Here is a 19,934-nt window from a genome sequence, read left to right on the forward strand (position 1 = left end):
GTACCCGGGGTTGTAGTTGGGACATGATGCCGGTCACGCCGGGATCGCCGGAGCAACTTACGGCAAATCTTAACGCATCCGTCCCCACCGGAGAGAGCTTAGAAAAATTACAATCCGCATGACACCCGGAGAATCCCCATGCCCTACAAATACGTACGCATCGCCGGCAATCGGCGCCAGGTCGGCGTCGCCCTGGGCAAGCTCGCCCGGCCGCTGATGGCGGCCTACCTGGAACAGAACGGCACCTGGGAAGCCCTGCGGCCCTGGCGCGGCCACAGCTACCTGGATCAACTGGGCCAGTTCGCCCGCGACGCCCTGCCGGCCATCTGGGAAGAACTGGAAGGCCTGGCCAAGGGGCTGCGCATGCCGCTGGCCGACGTGCTGCTCTGGAATTGCCGCGGCGACCTGCTGCACAGCAGCACCGGCGATGGCTGCACCTCGGTGGCCCTGAAGGCCGCGGACGGCACCCGCTGGATCGGCCACAACGAAGACGGCGACCCGTATCTGTACGGCCGCTGCCACCTGGTGGACGTGGCGCTGGAAGATGCGCCGGGTTACCTCAGCTTCTATTACCCGGGGTCGCTGCCCGGCCACACGTTTGCCGCCAACCGCGCTGGCCTGGTGCAGACCATCAACAACCTGCGCACGCGCCAGCGCCACCCGGGCGTGCCGCGCATGCTGCTGGCGCGGGCGGTGCTCGATTGCACCACGCTGGACGAGGCCATCGCGCTGCTGCGCGATGCCCCGCGCTCGGGCGGTTTTCACCATACGCTGGGATCGGCCGCCGACCCGCGCATCTTCAGCGCCGAGGTCGCGCCGGGCGGCGCCTCGTTCCTGGAAATCGGCACGCGCTACGGCCACGCCAACCACATGATCCACCAGGAAACCCGCGGCCAGGCGCAGATCGTCACCGACTCGTCGCGCACCCGCCAGAACCGCATCGAAGGCATCGTCGATGGCTGGTCGCCGGCCACCGGCGGCGCCGACCTGCTGGCCGCGCTGCACGACACCCATGGCGACCTGCCCATCCTGCGCACGGCCAAAGACGATCCGGACGACGAGAACACCCTGGCCACCGCCATGTTCGAGATCCGCGACGACGAGGTGACGCTGCGGGTCTACGACCGCAAGGCCCGGGCCGACATCGCGCTGGACGTCATGACCGACCCCGACGACGAAAAAAAGCCCGATCCCGCCTGAGCGAAACCGGGCTGCCCGGGCCGTACCGCGATCGCGCCACGGCCCGGCGACGGTCAATGCCGTGCGGCGTCAGGCCGCACCGTAACCGCCGCCCCCAGGGGTTTCCACCACGAACACATCACCGGGGCGCAACTGGGCGCTGTCCTGCGGACCCAGTTCCTCGATCGAACCGTCCAGCCGCTCGACGTAGTTGCGACCCATGGCAGCGGGTTGGCCGCCCGCCAGGCCGAACGGCGCGAACCGGCGGTTGTTCGACAGGATGGCCGCGGTCATGTCTTCCAGGAAGCGGATGCGTCGGATACCGCCGTCGCCACCGCGATAGCGCCCTGCCCCGCCCGAGCCATGGCGGATCTCGTACGATTCCAGCCGCACCGGGAAACGGAACTCCAGCACTTCGGGGTCCGTCAGACGCGAGTTGGTCATGTGGGCCTGCACCACGGACGTCCCCGCAAAGCCTTCGTCGTGCGGACCCGCGGCGTCGATCTTGACCGGGCCTGCGCCCGTACCGCCCGAGATGGTCTCGTAGTATTGGTGACGCGCGTTGCCGAAGGTGAAGTTGTTCATCGTGCCCTGGCTGGAAGCCAGCACGCCCAGCGCGCCATACAGCGCATTGACGATGCACATCGACGTTTCGACGTTGCCCGCCACCACCGAGGCCGGCGGGTTCGGACGCAGCATCGAGCCTTCCGGCAGGATGATGGACAGCGGCACCAGGCAACCGTCGTTCAGCGGGATGTCGTCGTTGACCAGGGTGCGGAACACATACAGCACCGCGGCCACCGCAATGGCGCCCGGGGCGTTGAAGTTGTTGTCCAGCTGCGGCGACGTGCCGGTGAAGTCCACCACGGCGCTGCGCGCCTGGTTGTCCACCCGCACGGCCACCCGGATCACCGCGCCGTTGTCCAGCGGGTATTCGTAGCTGCCGTCCTTCAGCACCGAAATCACGCGGCGCACGGCCTCTTCGGCGTTGTCCTGCACGTGGCCCATGTAGGCCCGCACCACGTCCAGCCCGAAGTGATCGCACATGCGCAGCAATTCCTGCACGCCCTTTTCGTTGGCGGCGATCTGTGCGTGCATGTCGGCGATGTTCTGGTCGGGGTTGCGCGCCGGCCAGCGGCCCGAACCCAGGATGTCGCGCGCCGCCTGTTCGCGGAACTCGCCGCCCTTGACCAGCTGGAAGTTCGTGAACAGCACGCCTTCGTCTTCCACCGTCTTGGAATCCGGCGGCATCGAGCCCGGCGTGGTGCCGCCGATGTCGGCGTGGTGGCCGCGCGAGCCGACGTAGAAGAGGATTTCGCTGCCCTTGCGGTCGAACACCGGGGTGATGACGGTGACGTCCGGCAAGTGGGTGCCGCCGTGGTATGGGTCGTTGACCACATAGGCGTCGCCCGGCTGCATGCGGCCGGCGTTGGCGTGCATGACCGTGCGCACCGATTCCCCCATGGACCCCAGGTGCACCGGCATGTGCGGCGCGTTGGCGATCAGGCGTGCCTTGGCGTCGAAAATGGCGCAGGAGAAATCCAGGCGTTCCTTGATGTTGACCGAGTACGCCGTGTTCTGCAGGCGGTAGCCCATCTGCTCGGCGATCGACATGAAGAGGTTGTTGAAGACTTCCAGCATCACCGGGTCGGCCTGGGTGCCGATGGCCCGGCGCTGCGGACGGGCCTCGACACGGCGGATCACGAAGTGATCCTGCGCCGTCAGTTCGGCCTGCCAGCCGGGTTCGACGACGGTGGTCTGGTTGGGCTCGGAGATGATGGCGGGGCCCGCCACCACGTCGCCGCCGGCCATGTCTTCACGCACATACAGGGGCGTGTCGCGCCAGGCGCCGCCGCTGTACATCCGCACCGTCTGACGCGCAGCCAGCGCGCCGTCGCGGGTGCGCGATGCGGGCGTTTCGGTCACGCGTTCGCCGCCGCCCGTCGCTTCGACCGAAATGGTCTCGACCACCAACTCGCGGTTGGGCATCAGGAAGGAATAACGCTGGCGGTAGGCAGCCTCGAAGTCGCGGCGGGCCTGTTCCAGGTCGCCATAGGCAACTTCCAGCGCCGTATCCGTGCCGCGGTATTTCAGGTGCAGGCGGCGCTGCACGCTGATGTCGCTGTCGGCCACGTGCTGACGACGCAATTCGCCCACGGCCTGGCTGGCCAGCGCGTCCAGGTCGCCGGCCAGTTCGCGCATCAGGTCGGCATCCAGCACCTTTTCAACGGTCTTCTGGCGCATGTCGGTCTGGTCGGCCAGGCCCATGCCGTAAGCGGACAGCACGCCGCCCAGCGGATGCGCGAACACGGTCGTCATGCCCAGGGCGTCGGCCACCAGGCAGGCATGCTGCCCGCCCGCGCCGCCGAATACCGTCAGGGCGTATTCGGTGACGTCGTGGCCGCGCTGCACCGAGATGCGCTTGATGGCCTCGGCCATGTTGCCCACGGCAATTTCCAGGAAGCCTTCGGCCAGTTGCTCGGGCGACATGTCGCGCCCCGTGGCCGCGCGCACCTCGTCGGCCATGGCCGCAAAGCGCTGCGCCACGGCGTCGCGGTCCAGCGGCTCGTTGGCCTCGGGGCCGAACACCTTCGGGAAGAAGTCGGGTTGGATCTTGCCCAGCAGCACGTTGCAGTCCGTCACGGCCAGCGGACCGCCTCGGCGGTAGCAGGCCGGGCCGGGGTTGGCGCCGGCCGAGTCCGGGCCGACGCGCAGGCGCGCGCCGTCGAAATGCAGGATCGAGCCGCCGCCGGCCGCCACGGTGTGGATGCTCATCATCGGGGCGCGCATGCGCACGCCGGCCACCTGGGTTTCGAACTCGCGCTCGAATTCGCCGGCGTAGTGCGAGACGTCGGTGGACGTGCCGCCCATGTCGAAGCCGATGATCTTGTCAAAGCCGGCCTGTTCGCTGGTGCGGACCATGCCGACGATGCCGCCGGCCGGGCCGGACAGAATGGCGTCCTTGCCGCGGAAGCGGTGCGCGTCGGTCAGGCCGCCGCTGGACTGCATGAACATCAGGCGGATGCCGGGCAATTCGCCGGCCACCTGGTCCACGTAGCGCTTGAGAATGGGCGACAGGTAGGCGTCGACCACGGTGGTGTCGCCACGCGAGACGTACTTGATCAGCGGGCTGACCTCGTGCGAGGCCGAGACCTGCGTAAAGCCGACTTCCCGGGCGATGCGGGCGGCGCGTTGCTCGTGCCCGGCGGCGTGCCAGGCGTGCATGAACACGATCGCCACGGCACGGATGCCGCTGTCGAACGCGGCCTGCATGTCGCGGCGCAGGCCGGCTTCGTCCAGGTCGCGGATCACTTCGCCATCGGCGGCGACGCGCTCGTCGGCCTCGACCACGCTTTCGTACAGCATTTCCGGCAGCACGACGTTGCGGTCGAACAGGCGCGGACGGTTCTGGTAGGCAATTCGCAGGCCATCACGGAAGCCGCGGGTGGTGACCAGCAGCGTGCGTTCGCCCTTGCGTTCGAGCAAGGCGTTGGTGGCCACGGTGGTGCCCATCTTCACGCATTCGACCTGTTCGGTCGGCACCGGCTGCCCGGGCGCGATGCCCAGCAGCTTGCGGATGCCTGCCACGGCGGCGTCGCGGTACTGCTCGGGATTTTCCGACAGCATCTTCGCGGTGGTGGTCGAGCCATCGGGGCGGCGCGCCACGATGTCGGTAAAGGTGCCCCCACGATCAATCCAGAATTGCCACTTCATAAGTATCCTCGGGTACGGGAAGCCGCCGCGGCGCAGGCGTCACGGCGGGTTGCAGGTGCGGGGGCTGGCCCCGCGTATCGGTTATAGGGAGGTCGCCGCGCGCGCCGCCTGGTCGTACAGGCCGGACAGCGCGCGCAGGGTGTGCGCCAGCTGGCGGCTGAATTCCAGGCCGCCCCCGCCCGGCGCATCCAGGCCGGCGGTCAGGCATTGCTCGCGGATTTCGCCGTAGCGCTTGATGATGGCCGCGCCTTCGGGCGTGACGCTGTAGAACACTTCCTTGCTGGCGCGCTCGCCCTTGACCACGCCCAGGCGGTCCAGCTTCTTGAGCGCGTAATTGACGATGTGGGTGTCTTCGACGTTGAGCGTGAAGCAGATGTCGGCCAGCTTCTTGGGACGCTGGCGATGGAACACGTGGTGAAACACCATGACGTCGGTCGGCGTCAGGTCGGGCAGGCCCGCGGCCGCCATGCAGCGCACCGTCCAGCGGTCAAAGGCGTGGCTGGCGATCATCAGGCCGAATTCGACTTCGGACAGATCGGGCGCGCTGCCCCCGGCCAGATGGGCCGACGAGGCAATCAACGTGGAGGTCATAGAGGCCGGGCTAGAAGTTTATCTGTGCGAAATACTAATAATTTATCTATATTTCATCAATAAAAAATAAATCAGGGACATAAAAAATCCCCCATTTCGAGGGAATACCCTGAGAGGAAAGCGCGCGGCAGGCGCGCCCTCCTGGCCCGCCGTCGCGCTATGGCGCGTCCCAGCCGGCCGGCAAGTGCGCGCGGATCAGCGAGCCGGCGATCGAGATGCGCGCCGCGATCTCGGGCATCGGGTCGCCCGGCCCGAACCAGCGGGCGTCGGCGATCTCGTCTTCCTGGACGCGGATGTCGCCCGACACGTATTCGGCGGTATAGGCCACCATCAGCGAATGCGGGAACGGCCAGGACTGGCTGCCGAAGTACTTCAGGTTGCCGACCTTCAGGCCCACTTCTTCGAAGACCTCGCGGTGCACGGTCTGCTCGATGCTCTCGCCTGGTTCGACGAAGCCGGCCAGCGCGGTGTAGCGCGAGGCGGCGTTGGTGGTGTGACGGGCCAGCAGGATGCTGTCGCCCTTGCGGATCAACACCATCATGGCGGGCGAAATGCGCGGATAGGCCGAGAAGCCGCAGGCCGGGCAACGCTGGCAGAATTCGCCGGCCACGCGCACCGTGGCGGTGCCGCAGGCGCCGCAGAAACGGTGCGTGCGCGCCCATTCCGCGATCTGGTAGGCCCGGCCGGCCAGCGCCATGCGTTCGTCGTCGAACACGCCAAACAGCGAACGCAGCTTCTTGAAGGCATAGCCGTGCGGCGGCTCGACGCCCGGCTCGACGTGGATGGTGCGGGCCGGCGACTCCGGCGCGGCCCAGACCGGTTGCAGCCCTTCGGCCGCCACGCCCACCCGGACACAGGCGTCCAGGTCGGGCAATACGCTGGATGCTTCTTCGACCAGCAATTCATCACGACGGAAAACGAAATTCACACAAGCCTCTGCGGCAGGATTCAACGTTGGAATCTTAGAAGAAAAACGTGTATCGCGATGCATTGCGCGACGCCACAACACAATAATTCAAGCTTCAATCATTGTGGCGTAGCGGTCCTAGGAATTACCCGTAAATGCGTGTCCACAGGCACTTTGTGACTGCACGGCAACATAGAATGGCACGGCTTTTCTGCAACGCGTCATAAGCGCGCGCTCTTTTTTTCGCAATGCCTACCGGGCAAGCACCGCCTTGCCACCATTCGCAAAGAAGGACCACCCCATGTTCAAGAAAATCTCGCTGCTGACCGGCAGCATCCTCCTGGCGTTCAGCGCGGGCGCACAGGCTCAAACCAAATGGGACCTGCCCAGCGCCTACCCGGCCAGCAACTTCCACGTCGAGAACCTGACCACCTTCATCAAGGACGTGGACACCCTGTCCGAAGGCAAGCTGAAGATCACGCTGCACAACAACGCCTCGCTGTACAAGGCGCCGGAGATCAAGCGCGCGGTCCAGGGCAACCAGGCCCAGATCGGCGAGATTCTCCTGACCAACTTCGCCAACGAAGACCCGATCCACGAACTGGATGGCCTGCCCTTCCTGGCCACCGGCTACGAGGCGTCGTTCAAGCTGTACCAGGCGCAGAAGCCGTTCCTTGAAAAGAAGCTGAATTCGCAGGGCATGACGCTGCTGTACGCCGTGGCGTGGCCGCCCCAGGGCATCTTCGCCAACAAGGACATCAAGCAGATCAGCGACATGAAGGGCCTGAAATGGCGCGCCTACAGCCCGGTGACGGCCAAGATCGCCGAACTGGTCGGCGCCCAGCCCGTGACCGTGCAGCAGGCCGAACTGGCCCAGGCGCTGGCCACCGGCGTGATCGACTCGTACATGTCCTCGGCCTCGACCGGCTACGACACCAAGACCTACGAGTACATCAAGAAGTTCTACGACACCCAGGCCTGGCTGCCCAAGAACGCCGTGATCGTGAACAAGAAGGCCTTCGAGGCGCTGGATCCGGCCACGCAAGCCGCCCTGAAGAAGGCCGGTGCGCAAGCCGAAGAACGCGGCTGGAAGCTGTCGCAGGAAAAGAACAAGTGGTACCAGGAAGAGCTGGCCAAGAACGGCATGGAAACCATCAAGCCGACGGTCGAGCTCAAGGAAGGCCTGTCGGTCATCGGCAAGCGCATGCTGGACGACTGGCTCAAGAAAGCGGGTGCTGACGGCCAGGCCATGATCGACGCCTACAAGAAGCAGTAATCGACATCATGCGCCGCTTTCTAGATGGTCTTTACGGCGCGGCCGGCCTGTTGGCCGGCCTGTGCACGATTGGTGTACTGGTGTCGGTGCTGGCCGCGATCGTCGCGCGCCAGCTCGGCCTGAACATACCCGGCACGGATGCCTATGCCGGGTATTTCATGGCCGCCGCCGGATTCCTGGCTTTGGCCAGCACGTTCAAGCACGGCGAACACATCCGCGTGACGCTGCTCTTGAACTCGCTGTCGCCCGCCGGCAGCCGCCGCCTGGACATTTTCGCGTTGGCGATGGGCTGCCTGCTGGCCGCCACATTCGCGTTCTTCAGCATCAAGCTGGCCTACGACTCGTGGCAGTTCAACGACATTTCGACGTCCAACGACGCCACGCCGCTGTGGATTCCGCAGCTGAGCATGGCCGCGGGCACCGTCCTGTTCCTGGTCGCCCTGCTCGATGAGCTGGTCCGCCGTTCACGCGGCCTGGCCGCCGCCACCTCGCAGCAAACCCATGAATGAACTTCTCGTCATTACCTTATTGGTCGTCTCGATCTTCGCGCTGCTGGGCTGCGGCGTCTGGGTCGGCCTGACGCTGGCGGGCACCGCCTGGATCGGCATGGAGATCTTCTCCAGCCGCCCGGCCGGCGACGCCATGGCCGTCACCATCTGGGGCGCCTCGTCCAGCTGGACCCTGACCGCCCTGCCCTTGTTCCTGTGGATGGGAGAAATCCTGTTCCGCACCCGGCTGTCCGAAGACCTGTTCAAGGGCCTGGCGCCGTGGCTGAACCGCCTGCCCGGCCGGCTGCTGCACACCAACGTCATCGGCTGCGCGATCTTCGCGGCGGTGTCGGGGTCGTCCGCGGCCACCTGCGCCACGGTCGGCAAGATGACCATTCCCGAGCTGACCCGCCGCGGCTACCCCGAGGAGAAGATCCTGGGCACGCTGTCGGGCGCCGGCACCCTGGGGCTGCTGATCCCGCCATCGATCATCATGATCGTCTACGGCGTGGCGGCGGACGTGTCCATCGCCAAGCTGTTCATCGCGGGCATCGTGCCGGGCATCCTGCTGGCGCTGTTGTTCATGGGCTACATCGCCTGGTGGGCCCTCCGCAATCCCGGCCAGGTGCCGGCCGCCGACCCCGGCCTGACGTTCATGGAAAAGCTGTCGCGCTCGCGCCACCTGATTCCCGTGATGCTGCTGATCGGCGCGGTGCTCGGTTCCATCTACACCGGCGTCGCCACGGCCACCGAGGCTGCGGCAGTGGGCGTGGTGGGCGCGTTGATCCTGTCGGCGCTGCAAGGCTCCCTGAACCGCAGCACCTTCATGCAATCGCTGCTGGGCGCCACCCGGCTGTACTGCATGATCGCGCTGATCCTGGCCGGCGCGCAGTTCCTGACGCTGGCCATGGGCTACATCGGCTTGCCGCGGGCGCTGGCCGAATGGATCGGCGGGCTGGGCCTGTCGCAGTTCGGCCTGATCATGGCGCTGATGGTGTTCTTCATTGTCCTGGGCTGCTTCCTGGACGGCATCTCGATCGTCGTGCTGACCATGGGCGTGCTGCTGCCCACGGTGCAGGCGGCCGGCATCGACCTGATCTGGTTCGGCATCTTCATCGTTTTCGTTGTGGAAATGGCACAGATCACCCCGCCGGTGGGCTTCAACCTGTTCGTGCTGTCGGGCATGAGCGGGCGCGAACTGCCCTACATCGCCAAGGCCTCGCTGCCGATGTTCTTCCTGATGATCCTGGCGGTGCTGCTGCTCTATGCCATCCCTGGCATTGCGACGTGGCTGCCGCTGCACATGACGCTTTGAGCGCCTGAGCCCTCCCGAAACCCCGTTCTTGCAACGGGGTTTTTTTTGGAACAATCACGGGATTGTTTCAACAATCGCCTTTTTTGGAATTCTGTAAACCCAGGGAAAACGCCAAAAAGATAAAGCAACAACACAACCCGTAACTTTTTTAGAATCCCCGTGGCGTTCTGGTTGCGCACCACGATGGCGCATCGAACGCACAAACGGCCAACGCTCCGGACCCGCGCCAACCCTGGCGTCGGTGCGACGGCCCAGCTCCAGGCGAACCGCCAGGTGCAACCAGCCGAGTTACAAGCCCGGCTCACGCTAAGAACAGAAACATCTAGGAGAAGCCTTCGTGAAACGCATCACCCTCTCTCTCGCTGCAGCCGGCCTCGGCCTTGCCGCCGGTGCCGCTTCGGCGGAAACCAGCGTGACCCTGTACGGTATCGCCGACGTCAGCATGCGCTACGTCAACACCAGCTCCGGCTCGACCGGCGTGGACGGCAGCCGCATCTCGATGGAAAACGGCGCCATCTCGAACAGCCGCTGGGGCCTGCGTGGCTCGGAAGACCTGGGCGACGGCAACCGCGCCTTCTTCCGCCTGGAGCAAGGCTTCAACGTGCAGAACGGTCGCGGTTCCGACACCAGCAAGACCTTCAACCGCCTGGCCTACGTCGGCCTGGACGGCGGCAAGATCGGCGCGCTGACCCTGGGTCTGCAGAACACGGTGATCCAGGACCTGATGGCGGACTACTTCGATCCGCTGACCGTCGGTAACTACAACGAAAACTCGTGGCTGCCCGCCGCCATGGGCCGCGTGCGCAACAACAACACCGTGCGCTACTCGAACACGCTCGGCGACCTGAACGTCATCGCGTCGTGGGCCAACGGCGACCGTTGGGACGACAAGAAGGCTGGCCAGCAAATGGGCATCAGCCTGCGCTACACCGCCGGCCAGCTCGGCCTGGGCGGCGCGTTCATGAAGACGTACCAAGGCACCGATTCCGACCTGCGCCAGCAAGTCTGGAACCTGAGCGCCTCGTATCAGTTCGAAAGCGCCAAGATCTTCGCCGGCTACTTCAACGGCCGCGACCAGACCGGCTGGGTCAACGCCGTCATGGGTGGCACCACCACCGCCCAGCTCGACCGCAAGGACAACGGCTACTTCGCCGGCGTGACCTGGCAGGCCACCCCGCGCTGGGCCATCACCGGCGCCGCCTACTACGACCAAAGCAAGAACGTGGTCGAAGACGGCGACAAGGGCAAGCGCTACGCCCTGGTGGCCGTGGCCGAGTACTCGCTGTCCAAGCGCACCCAGGTGTACGGCACCGTCGACTACAACAAGGTCAACGATGCCGTCACCGGCGAAATCGCCGGCCGTACCAGCCAGATCGGCGCCGGCGTGGGCATCCGCCACATTTTCTAAGTCCTTCACCGGACTCAAGGCCTACCCCCGGCCGCATGTCAAAAAGCCCACCGCTTGCGCGGTGGGCTTTTTCTTCGTGCTGCGCCAGCGCCCGGGCTACATCCCCAGATACGCGCGGCGCACCTCGTCCGACGCCGCCAGTTCGGCCGCATCGCCCGACAGCGCAATGCGCCCGCTTTGCATCACGTAGGCGCGCGCCGCCACTTCCAGCGCCTGCGCCATGTTCTGCTCGACCAGCAGCACCGACAGGCCGTCATCGCGGTTCAGCGCGGCCAGGGCGTCGAAGACCTGCTCGACCAGCAAGGGCGACAGGCCCAGGCTGGGCTCGTCGATCAACAGCAATCGCGGACCGCTCATCAGCGCGCGGCCGATGGCCAGCATCTGCCGTTCGCCGCCGGACATGGTGCCCGCCAGTTGCTCGCGCCGCTCTTTCAGGCGCGGGAACAAGGCGTAGACCTTGTCCAGCCGCTCCTGGTAGATGCGTTCGTCGCGCACCGTGTAGGCACCCAGCCGCAGGTTCTGCTCGACCGGTTGGCGGGCAAACACCCGCGCGCCTTCCGGAATCATCGCGATGCCCTGCTTGACCAGTTGGTCCGGCGGGGTGCCCGTGATGTCGCGCCCTTCGAAGACCACCCGGCCTTCCTTGGGCTTGACCGAGCCGATGATGGCCAGGAGCGTGCTGGACTTGCCGGCGCCGTTGGCGCCCAGCAGCGCGGCGATCTCGCCGGGGCGCACCTCCAGGGAAATGCCGCGCACGGCTTGCACGCCGCCATAGGCCACGCTCAGGTTCTCTACCTTCAACATCACTTCAGGCACGGTGCTTTCTCCCCAGATAGGCTTCGATCACGGCGGGATTGCGCACGATGTCCTGCGGCGCGCCTTCGGCGATCATCTGGCCGAAGTTCAGCACCAGCACCCGCTGGGCCAGCCGCATCACCACTTCCAGCACGTGCTCGACGATGATGAGCGTGACGCCGGCGGCATGGATGCCGCGCAGGATCTCGGCCAGCGCGATGGCCTCGGCCGGGTTCAGGCCGCCCGCCACTTCGTCCAGCAGCAGCATGCGCGGTTCGGTGGCCAGCGCGCGCGCCAGTTCCACCCGCTTCTGCCCCGCCACGTTCAGTTCGGCCGCCAGCGTGTTGGCGCGATCGGCCAGGCCCACCAGTTCCAGCACCTTGGCCGACGCGCGGCGCGCATCGGGCAGCCGCGGATGGCGCAGCAGCGCGCCGACCATGGCGTTTTCCAGCACCGTCATCTGGCCGAAGCTGCGCGGGATCTGGTAGGTGCGCACCAGCCCCATCGCCGCGACCTGCTCGGGCCGCCGGCCGATCATGGATTCGCCGCCGAACGTCACCGTGCCCGAGGTGGGCTCGTGATGGCCCACCAGGCCGTTGAACAGCGTGCTCTTGCCCGCCCCGTTGGGGCCGATGATGGCGACGATCTCGCCCGCTTCGACCGACAGCGAGATATCCTTGTTGGCGACCAGGCCGCCGAAGCGCTTGGTCAGGTCCTTAACGTCCAGCAGAGCCACGGCGCCTCCTCAATGTCACCAGACCGCCTGGCAGGAACAGGGTGACGAGCAGAATCGCCAACCCGAAAATCAGCAGGTCCAGGCCCAGGCCCGAACTGCCCCACAGCACACGCGTGCCTTCCGACAGCGGCAGCAGCACCGCCGCGCCCAGCCACGGCCCGACCAGCGTACCCACGCCGCCCAGGATGGCCACCAGCACCACCTGCACCGACATCGTCAGGCTGAACATCGATTCGGGATCGATGAAGCCGACATACATGGCAAAGAAGCCGCCCCAGACGCCCGTCATGCCCGCCGACAGCACGAACGCCAGCATCTTGTAGCGGTCGGCCGGCACGCCCAGGCTGCGCGAGGCGGCCTCGTCGCCGTTGATGGCACGCCAATAGAAGCCGGTCTTGGAATGCACCAGGAAGTACGTGGCGCAGAACGTCAGGAACGCCAGCCCCACCGCGATCAGGTAGTACGGCACCTTGCTGCGAAACAGCAGCATCCAGGCCGCATCGCCGATCGGGGCTTCCAGCCCCACCGCCCCGCCCGCCCATTCCCAATTGATCAGCAGCAGCAAGCCGATCTGCAGCAGCGCGATGGTGGCCATGGCGAAATAATGGCCGGACAGGCGCAAGGTCGGCCCGCCCACCAGCCAGGCCAGCGCGGCGCTGATCAGTCCGCCCAGCGGAATGCCCAGGAGCGGCGTGAGCTTCAGGTGATGCAGCAGCAGCAAGGTGGTGTAGCCCCCCACGCCCACGAACACGCTGTGGCCGAAGGAAATGCGCCCCAGGAAGCCGCCCACCAGGTTCCAGCATGCGCCCAGCGCGCCGAACATGATGGCCAGGAGCAGCACTTGCAAGGTGAACGAATCGGTCACCGCCAGCGGCACCGCCGCCAGCAAGACCGCCACGCCCAGGGCCACGGCCACCGGCCACTTCGGCACGCCCGCGGACGCGCCATCGATTTTCTGTGTCGTCGTCATGTCACCACCGCCCGAACAGGCCGCGCGGCCGGTACCAGAGAACCAGAATGAACAGGATGAACACGCTGACCGTCTTCAAGGCGGGCGCGACGAAGTAGCCCGTCATCGCCTCGATGATGCCGATCAGGATGCCCGCGATGAACGCGCCGGGCAGCGAGCCGAAACCGCCCATGCACACGGCCACGAAGGCCAGCAGGCCGAACACCGTGCCCACCGACGGAAACACGTAGAAGAACGTGGTCAGCAGCGCGCCGGCAAGACCCACCGCGGCGCTGCCCAGCATCCAGACCTGGGCGTTGACGCGGTCCGGCGAAATGCCCACCAGCGCCGCCACCTGGCGGTCTTCGGCCACCGCCTGCAGGGCATGGCCCCAGCGGGTGCGGTACACCAGGATGAAGAGCGCAATGATCACCACCAGCGCGATCAGGCCGGTCACCACCTGCGGACGGCCCAGCGAAATGCCCGCCAGCGTCACGCTGCCGGACACCATCGTGTCGGGCAGGCTGCGGTAGTCGGGGCTGAAGGCGATGAAGGCCAGCTGGCGCAGCACCAGGCCCAGCCCGAAGGTGGCCAGGATGACCGCCATGGCCGGTCCTTTCTGCAAGCGCTTGATGATCAGCGCATAGGTCAGGAAGCCGACGAAGGCCAGCACGATGGCAACCAGGGGCGCGGACAGCGTGGGGTCGATGTGACCCAGGGTGTAGAGCCAATAGGCGGCATACATGCCGAGCATCAGGAATTCGCCGTGGGCGAAGTTGATGACGTCGGTGATGCCCCATATCAGCGCCAGCCCCACCGCCACCGCGGCATAGATCAGGCCGTTGAACAGGCCTGCCGAGAGAGCTTCAAACATGGAGTGCTCCTGTGGCGGGCCCCCGCGGCCCGCCACGGCTGATGATTACTTCCAGGAGAACGGCAGCGTGGGCAGCGTCTTGTCGGTGCGGTACTTTTCCGGCCACACCGTCTGGTAGGACGAACCCTTCAGTTCCAGGATCAGGCCCGAGCCCTTGGTGTTCTGGCCCTTGTCGTCGAACTTCACGCCGGCCCAGGGCATGGCCACTTGCGCCTCGCCCAGGTCGGTGGCGGCCAACGCCTTGCGGATCGCTTCCGGATCGGTGGAACCGGCGCGGTTGATGGCGTCGGCCAGCACCAGCACGCCCTGCATCGAACGGGCGTTGTTGCCGTTCAGGTCCTTGCCGGTCTTGGCCTTGTACATGTCGTTGATCTTCTTCAAGCCGGCCTTGGCGGCGGCGACGTCGTTGCCCCAGACGTCGCGCGTCAGCACGCCCTGCACCTGCGGGCCCACTTCCTGCACGAAGCGCGAATCGATGAAGCCGGCGTCGTTGGCCAGGAGGACCGGCGGCGCGTACTTGCTTTCACGCATGGTGCGCACGAACAGCATGGCGTCCGAGGTATAGCTGGCGAAGATCGCCACGTCGGGCTTGGCCGCGGCCAGCTTCTGCACTTCGGCGGTCACCGAGGCCGAGCCGGCGCTGTAGGCGATGTTGGCCACCACCTGGCGCTTGTACTGCTTGGCGAACTTCTCGACCGCCTTGTACGTGTTGACGCCGAAGTCGGTGTTCTCGTACACCACGGCGATCTTGGCGGTCGGCGTGCCCTGGATGCCATCCAGGAACTGCATCATGTTTTCAACGAAGGTGTCGTCGTTGGGCGAGGTGCGGAAGAACCACTTGTAGCCGCGCTCGGTCAGGTCCGGGCTGCTGGATTCCCCATTCAGGTAAGGAATGCCGCGTTGCTCGGCGATGCGGCTGGCGGTCTTGGTGACGGCGGACTGGTAGGCGCCAGTCAGGGCCACCACCTTTTCCTGGTCGATCAGGCGCTGCGCGTCGGCCAGGCCCACTTCCGGCTTGCCTTGCGAATCGCCGAACACCACTTCGATCTTGGCCCCGCCCAGCGCCGGCAACCCGGCGCCCGCGGCCAGGGGGATGCCCTCGAGCTCGGGATGCGGATTGTTGATGATATCCACGGCCAGTTCCACCGCGGCCTTGATTTCGGCGCCGGTGGACGCCAGCGCGCCGGACAAGGGATAGATCGCACCGATCTTGACGGTCTTGACCTGCGCCTGCGCCGGCAATGGCGCGACGGCCAGCAGCGCCAGACTTGCGGCGACACCCGCAATGAGCTTCATCTTCATTACTAGACTCCTGGAAAAATCCCACTGTGAAAGCAATGCAATGTGCGGGGCGCGCGGCCCCGGGCCCGGTGGATCCGGGCTTGCGGCAACCCGCCACCCTCCGGCATGCCGGAAGGCGGTGGGCCCTGAACTTTTGTCGCCTTTTCCCCTTGTCCTTTCATGGATCGTTCTGGAGGCAAAACCAAAGCTGCTTGGCGCGCCCGGCTGGCGGGCGCCTGTGATGCGGACTGCTTGATCGTGTGTGAGGTTGAAGATTCCTGTCCGTGACCCTGTTTCTAGCGCGAATGCGCTGACGGAATACTGAGAAATTGCCCGCCTGGCCTACAGGATGGCCATGCGGCTGTTGATGAGGTCGGTGACCAGCATGTGGCCGGGCGCGTGGGTGATGCAGAATTCGGGGCGGACCGCCGCCACGACCGACTGCGGCGTCACGCCGCACGCCCAGAACACGGGCAGTTCGCCCGGCCGCACCTCCACCGGGTCACCATAATCCGGCCGATTGATGTCGGCAATCCCGATCAACGCGGGGTCGCCGATGTGGACCGGCGCGCCGTGCACCGAGGGAAAACGTGAGGTCACCTGGATGGCGCGGATGGCGTCCGCGGCCTTGAGCGGGCGCATCGACACCACCAGCGGCCCGCCAAAGGCGCCGGCCGCGTGGGTCGGGATGCTGGTGCGGTACATGGGCACGTTGCAGCCCTGCTCGATATGGCGCACGGGCAGGCCGTTGTCCAGCATCGCCTCTTCGAACGAGAACGAGCAGCCGATCAGGAACGACACCAGGTCGTCGCGCCAGATGTCGCGCACGTCGGTCGGTTCGGCCACCAGTTCGCCGTCCTGCCAGACGCGGTAGCGCGGGATGTCGGTGCGGATGTCGATGTCGTGGCCCAGTTCGGGCAAGGCCGGATCGCCCGGCTCGGACATGGCCAGCAAGGGACAAGGCTTGGGGTTGCGCTGGCAGAAATGCAGGAAATCGGCGGCCAGCGCGCGGGGCAGGATGGCCAGGTTGGCCTGCACGTGGCCCGGGGCCAGGTTGGCGGTGGGCCCGGTCAGTTTGCCGCTGCGGGCGTCGAGCCGGGCGCGGCGCGCCAGTTCGATGCTGTTGCGGGCCGCCAAATCGAATGCCATGTCTATTCCCCTTGCGCCAGTGTTGGTATGGGGACATTGCACAGGAACTCGGCGCCAGCGTCTAATCACATGTTGCGATAGACCCCGATCAGAATTCCTTATCAGGGTTTTGCCGGATGGCGCAGCGCCTCATCCCGCGCAATCTGCTGGGCGGCTTCGGCCACGGCGCGCGGCACCTGGCTGTCAGGCCCCTGCATCCAGCACGCGGTGTAGTGCAGCGGCGGCAAGGCCGGCGCCTTGACGTCCAGCAGCCGCAACTCGCCCTGCACCAGCTCTTTTTGCAGGATCACCGGCGCGATCACCGCCGTGCCGATGCCGTCCAGCGCCATCCGCACGATCACGCTCAGGGCCGAGCTGCCATACATGCGCGGCGAATCGACGCCAGCCTGCTGCAGCAACTGCCGCACCGCGCGATGCGGGTCGGTGGTGGAGGAATAGGTAATGACCGGCCACTGCGCCAAGCGCTTCAGGCTGATGGGCAGGCGCCCCACTTTCAGCTTGGGGCTGGCGACCCAGCTGAGCGGGTAATTGCACAGGTAGAGGTTTTCGACCCTGGGTTCTTCCATGGGCCCCAGCAGGAACGCCAGGTCGATCTGGCGCGACGCCAGTTGCGTCTTGAGCATGGTGGTGGTGTCCACCTGGATTTCGACCATCAACGCCGGATAGGCGTCGTGCAGGTACTCCATCAGGGTGGGCAGCCAGGTGTGCACGATGGTCTCGGACACCCCCAGGCGCAGCGTGCCGCTCATGACGCTCTTGGCGCGCGCCGCTTCCTGCATGTCGCGCCGCAGCTGCAGCATGCGTTCGGCGTGGGACAGCAGTTCGCGGCCCTTGCCGGTGAGCTTGATGCCGCGCACGTCGCGGTCGAACAGGCGGATGCCCAGGTCGGATTCCAGCGACGCGATGCGCTGGGAAATGGCCGGCTGGGTGGCATTGAGCTTTTCGGCGGCCGCGCGGAATCCGCCCAGCGTGGCCACCCAGAAAAACGTCTCGATGTTGCGCAGATCGATCATGGAGCCAGCTTGCCGCGTATCCCGGCGCGTGTCCAGCCGTCAGCGGGGCCGCAACGGCCCCGCCGCCCGCTCAACGCCCGGCGAGCAGGTCTTCGACCGACTGGCCGATGGCCAGGATGCGGCGGTCGGCGCCATTGCTGCCGGCGATCATCAGGCCCACCGGCGCCGTGCCGTCGGCGTGGCACGGCAGCGACAGCGCGCAGCCATCCAGGAAATTGATCAGGGTGGGATTGCGCAGGATCAGGCCGTTGGCGGCGTAATAGGCTTCGTCCGAAGCGGCCAGGTCAGCCACGGGCGGGGCCACGATGGGCGTGGTCGGCATGATCAGGGCGTCGTAGCCGGCGATGCGGCGGTCCACGGCGGCCACCCAGGCTTCGCGCGCGTCGAGCAGGTCCAGGTAGTCGGCCGCGCTCATGTCCTTGCCGCGCATGATCCGCGAGACCACGCGGGGGTCGTAGCGCTTGCCGGCACGTTCGATCAGGTCGCGGTGCCAGGCCCAGGCCTCGGCCGCGGTAAAGCCGCCCTTGGCATTGATGCTGGCCAGTTCGGCGAACTCAGGAATGGCGATCTCGTCGACCAGCGCGCCGGCCTCGACCAGGCGGGCCACGGTGCGGGCAAAGGTGTCGGACACGTGCTTGTCCATGGCGTCCAGTGCCAGCGTCTTGGGCACGGCCAGGCGCAGGCCGCGCAGCGGCAGCGCCTCGGGCACCGGGCCGCCCTCGCCCGACAGAATCGCGTCCAGCTCGGCGCAGCAGCGCACGCTGGCGGCGATGGGGCCGATGGAGTCCAGGTTGGCCGACAGCGGCAGCACGCCTTGCATCGACACGCGCCAGGCGCTGGGCTTGAAGCCGGTCAGGCCGCACAGCGCGGCCGGAATGCGCACCGAGCCGCCGGTGTCCGAACCGATGGCGGCCACGGCCATGCCGTCGGCGACCGACACGGCCGCGCCCGACGAAGAGCCGCCGGGAATGCGGCCGGTGTCGCGGTCCCAGGGGTTCAGCGGAGTGCCGTAGTGCGGGTTGATGCCCAGGCCCGAATAGGCGAATTCGGTCATGTTGGTGCGGCCGATGATGACCGCGCCCGCGGCGATCAGGCGTTGGACCACTTCGGCATTGGCGTCGGCCGCGGGTTCGCCTTCGCGCGCCACGGAGCCGGCCATCGTGGTTTCCCCTTCGATGTCGAACAGGTCCTTGATGCTGATCGGCAGGCCTTCCACCGCCGAACGGACGATGCCGGCGGCGCGCAGCGTGTCGGACGCGCGGGCCTGCGCCAGGGCGGCTTCGGCGTACAGGCGGGTGAAGGCGCGGGCGCCCTCGCCCGCCGGGTCGGTGGCGCGGGCCAGCGCGGCCTCGGTCAGTTGCACGGAGGTGGCACGGCCGTCGTTCAGGGCCGCCGTCAGGTCGTTCAGGGTCGCAAGCATAAGGTTCCAGATGCCGCCGGGCGGCGTGAAGAATTCGGTCGGAAAGTCGCGCTGGCGCGCCCCGCCGGGGCGCTCAAAGCCTGTCGGGGCGATCAGGCCACCACGGGCAGGCTTTCGACATGATAACGGTGGCGCAGGCTGCGTTGGCGGCGCGGATCATGCAGTTCCATGGTGAATTCCGCCGCTGCGCGGATGCCGCCGATGGCGCCCACCGTGCCGCAGGTCATGCCGGCGCCTTCGGGCAGCATGGCGGCCCCGCCCGTATAGCCGGCGATCAGTTCCTGCGGCGTGCGCAACGAGGCCAGCGGGCCTTCCTGGTACAGCACCTGTACGCCGTTCTCGACGATCCAGGACCGGATGATCAATTCGTCCCAGTAGGCAGCCACGTCGGCCAGGCGCCAGGCCTGGGTGGCCACGGGCTTGACGCACACCTGCTTGGACATGGCCACGCTGACCGTCTCCAGCTTGCGGTCGGTGTGGTCGGACGCGATGCTGACGTACATCTCGCCGCCCGCGGCGAACACGAAGGTCTCGACCTCGCCCGACGAATCGCCGCCCAGCGCCTGCACGCGCTCGCCCTGGGTCAGCTGGTTTTCCGCGATGCGGTAGTACAGCGGCACGCTGCTGGGGCGCGGCACGCCGATGGCGGCCAGTTCTTCGATATGGTGCTCGATCGCAGCCATGTCGCGTCCGGCCCAGCCGGCCACGATCAGGGTGTTGAAATCCACCTCGACCTGGCGGGGGGTGTCGGCTTCGATCTGGAATACGGCTTTCATGACTATCCTGCGAATGGAAAAAAGAAGGGAAACGGGCGCGGCGCCTGGCCGCGCCCCGGGGCA

At 66.6% G+C, this 19,934-nt stretch carries 17 protein-coding genes; 5 read left to right on the forward strand and 12 right to left on the reverse strand.

The features are described 5' to 3' along the window. Positions 1 to 138: 138 nt before the first annotated feature. A complete protein-coding gene (locus ACUDP5_RS14975) occupies positions 139 to 1,200 on the forward strand; it encodes a C45 family autoproteolytic acyltransferase/hydolase (RefSeq protein ID WP_445656442.1) in 1,062 nt (353 codons plus the stop codon). A 69-nt stretch (positions 1,201 to 1,269) separates the two neighbouring features. On the opposite strand, the gene ACUDP5_RS14980 is transcribed toward ACUDP5_RS14975, so the two are convergent. The 3 genes from ACUDP5_RS14980 to nudC all read right to left on the reverse strand — a co-directional run bounded on the left by ACUDP5_RS14980 (position 1,270) and on the right by nudC (position 6,412). Further along, a complete protein-coding gene (locus tag ACUDP5_RS14980; protein ID WP_445656443.1) occupies positions 1,270 to 4,893 on the reverse strand; it encodes a hydantoinase B/oxoprolinase family protein in 3,624 nt (1,207 codons plus the stop codon). 81 nt (positions 4,894 to 4,974) lie between these two features. Continuing rightward, positions 4,975 to 5,484 carry a winged helix DNA-binding protein gene (locus ACUDP5_RS14985; RefSeq protein WP_006388202.1) on the reverse strand — a complete coding sequence of 170 codons (510 nt, stop codon included), beginning with the start codon at positions 5,482 to 5,484 and terminating at the stop codon, positions 4,975 to 4,977. Between the two features lie 157 nt (positions 5,485 to 5,641). After that, a complete protein-coding gene (gene nudC / locus ACUDP5_RS14990) occupies positions 5,642 to 6,412 on the reverse strand; it encodes an NAD(+) diphosphatase (protein WP_445656444.1) in 771 nt (256 codons plus the stop codon). 280 nt (positions 6,413 to 6,692) lie between these two features. On the opposite strand from nudC, the gene ACUDP5_RS14995 reads away from it, so the two are divergent. The 4 genes from ACUDP5_RS14995 (at position 6,693) to ACUDP5_RS15010 (ending at position 10,878) form a co-directional block, all read left to right on the forward strand. Then, a complete protein-coding gene (locus ACUDP5_RS14995) occupies positions 6,693 to 7,667 on the forward strand; it encodes a TRAP transporter substrate-binding protein (protein ID WP_445656445.1) in 975 nt (324 codons plus the stop codon). Between the two features lie 8 nt (positions 7,668 to 7,675). Continuing rightward, complete coding sequence (locus ACUDP5_RS15000; protein ID WP_263915581.1) at positions 7,676 to 8,176, forward strand: TRAP transporter small permease; 501 nt, start codon at positions 7,676 to 7,678, stop codon at positions 8,174 to 8,176. Next, complete coding sequence (locus ACUDP5_RS15005) at positions 8,169 to 9,470, forward strand: TRAP transporter large permease (protein ID WP_263915582.1); 1,302 nt, start codon at positions 8,169 to 8,171, stop codon at positions 9,468 to 9,470. Before ACUDP5_RS15000 ends, ACUDP5_RS15005 begins: the two co-directional genes overlap by 8 nt. Before the next feature lie 337 nt (positions 9,471 to 9,807). Further along, positions 9,808 to 10,878, forward strand: a complete 1,071-nt coding sequence (locus ACUDP5_RS15010; RefSeq protein ID WP_263915583.1) for a porin — start codon at positions 9,808 to 9,810, stop codon at positions 10,876 to 10,878. A 96-nt stretch (positions 10,879 to 10,974) separates the two neighbouring features. Here the strand turns inward: ACUDP5_RS15010 and ACUDP5_RS15015 are convergent, their stop codons facing one another. The 9 genes from ACUDP5_RS15015 to ACUDP5_RS15055 all read right to left on the reverse strand — a co-directional run bounded on the left by ACUDP5_RS15015 (position 10,975) and on the right by ACUDP5_RS15055 (position 19,871). After that, positions 10,975 to 11,682: an ABC transporter ATP-binding protein gene (locus ACUDP5_RS15015; protein WP_263915606.1), complete on the reverse strand. Its 708-nt coding sequence runs from the start codon at positions 11,680 to 11,682 to the stop codon at positions 10,975 to 10,977. A 4-nt stretch (positions 11,683 to 11,686) separates the two neighbouring features. Then, positions 11,687 to 12,409, reverse strand: coding sequence for an ABC transporter ATP-binding protein (locus tag ACUDP5_RS15020; protein WP_199166736.1), 723 nt, complete (start codon positions 12,407 to 12,409; stop codon positions 11,687 to 11,689). Beyond that, positions 12,390 to 13,379, reverse strand: coding sequence for a branched-chain amino acid ABC transporter permease (locus tag ACUDP5_RS15025; RefSeq protein WP_263915584.1), 990 nt, complete (start codon positions 13,377 to 13,379; stop codon positions 12,390 to 12,392). Before ACUDP5_RS15025 ends, ACUDP5_RS15020 begins: the two co-directional genes overlap by 20 nt. A 1-nt stretch (position 13,380) precedes the next feature. After that, complete coding sequence (locus tag ACUDP5_RS15030; protein ID WP_263915585.1) at positions 13,381 to 14,232, reverse strand: branched-chain amino acid ABC transporter permease; 852 nt, start codon at positions 14,230 to 14,232, stop codon at positions 13,381 to 13,383. Between the two features lie 45 nt (positions 14,233 to 14,277). Beyond that, positions 14,278 to 15,534, reverse strand: a complete 1,257-nt coding sequence (locus ACUDP5_RS15035) for an ABC transporter substrate-binding protein (RefSeq protein WP_263915586.1) — start codon at positions 15,532 to 15,534, stop codon at positions 14,278 to 14,280. Positions 15,535 to 15,855: 321 nt separating this feature from the next. Then, complete coding sequence (locus ACUDP5_RS15040) at positions 15,856 to 16,662, reverse strand: putative hydro-lyase (RefSeq protein WP_263915587.1); 807 nt, start codon at positions 16,660 to 16,662, stop codon at positions 15,856 to 15,858. Positions 16,663 to 16,763: 101 nt separating this feature from the next. Beyond that, a complete protein-coding gene (locus ACUDP5_RS15045) occupies positions 16,764 to 17,675 on the reverse strand; it encodes a LysR family transcriptional regulator (RefSeq protein ID WP_263915588.1) in 912 nt (303 codons plus the stop codon). 70 nt (positions 17,676 to 17,745) lie between these two features. Continuing rightward, entirely contained in the window at positions 17,746 to 19,095 is a 1,350-nt protein-coding gene (locus tag ACUDP5_RS15050) for an amidase (RefSeq protein ID WP_445656446.1), read from the reverse strand. A gap of 92 nt (positions 19,096 to 19,187) precedes the next feature. After that, complete coding sequence (locus ACUDP5_RS15055; protein ID WP_263915590.1) at positions 19,188 to 19,871, reverse strand: DUF2848 domain-containing protein; 684 nt, start codon at positions 19,869 to 19,871, stop codon at positions 19,188 to 19,190. Between the last annotated feature and the right edge of the window lie 63 nt (positions 19,872 to 19,934).

Source organism: Achromobacter sp. NCFB-sbj8-Ac1-l (genome assembly GCF_052695805.1).

Excerpts from the sequence above, each read along its gene's own strand:
- ACUDP5_RS14975 (WP_445656442.1), top strand. The coding sequence starts at position 139 with ATGCCCTACAAATACGTACGCATCGCCGGCAATCGGCGCCAGGTCGGC.
- ACUDP5_RS14980 (WP_445656443.1), bottom strand. The coding sequence starts at position 4,893 with ATGAAGTGGCAATTCTGGATTGATCGTGGGGGCACCTTTACCGACATC.
- ACUDP5_RS14985 (WP_006388202.1), bottom strand. The coding sequence starts at position 5,484 with ATGACCTCCACGTTGATTGCCTCGTCGGCCCATCTGGCCGGGGGCAGC.
- ACUDP5_RS14995 (WP_445656445.1), top strand. The coding sequence starts at position 6,693 with ATGTTCAAGAAAATCTCGCTGCTGACCGGCAGCATCCTCCTGGCGTTC.
- ACUDP5_RS15000 (WP_263915581.1), top strand. The coding sequence starts at position 7,676 with ATGCGCCGCTTTCTAGATGGTCTTTACGGCGCGGCCGGCCTGTTGGCC.
- ACUDP5_RS15005 (WP_263915582.1), top strand. The coding sequence starts at position 8,169 with ATGAATGAACTTCTCGTCATTACCTTATTGGTCGTCTCGATCTTCGCG.
- ACUDP5_RS15015 (WP_263915606.1), bottom strand. The coding sequence starts at position 11,682 with ATGTTGAAGGTAGAGAACCTGAGCGTGGCCTATGGCGGCGTGCAAGCC.
- ACUDP5_RS15025 (WP_263915584.1), bottom strand. The coding sequence starts at position 13,379 with ATGACGACGACACAGAAAATCGATGGCGCGTCCGCGGGCGTGCCGAAG.
- ACUDP5_RS15030 (WP_263915585.1), bottom strand. The coding sequence starts at position 14,232 with ATGTTTGAAGCTCTCTCGGCAGGCCTGTTCAACGGCCTGATCTATGCC.
- ACUDP5_RS15035 (WP_263915586.1), bottom strand. The coding sequence starts at position 15,534 with ATGAAGATGAAGCTCATTGCGGGTGTCGCCGCAAGTCTGGCGCTGCTG.
- ACUDP5_RS15040 (WP_263915587.1), bottom strand. The coding sequence starts at position 16,662 with ATGGCATTCGATTTGGCGGCCCGCAACAGCATCGAACTGGCGCGCCGC.
- ACUDP5_RS15045 (WP_263915588.1), bottom strand. The coding sequence starts at position 17,675 with ATGATCGATCTGCGCAACATCGAGACGTTTTTCTGGGTGGCCACGCTG.
- ACUDP5_RS15050 (WP_445656446.1), bottom strand. The coding sequence starts at position 19,095 with ATGCTTGCGACCCTGAACGACCTGACGGCGGCCCTGAACGACGGCCGT.
- ACUDP5_RS15055 (WP_263915590.1), bottom strand. The coding sequence starts at position 19,871 with ATGAAAGCCGTATTCCAGATCGAAGCCGACACCCCCCGCCAGGTCGAG.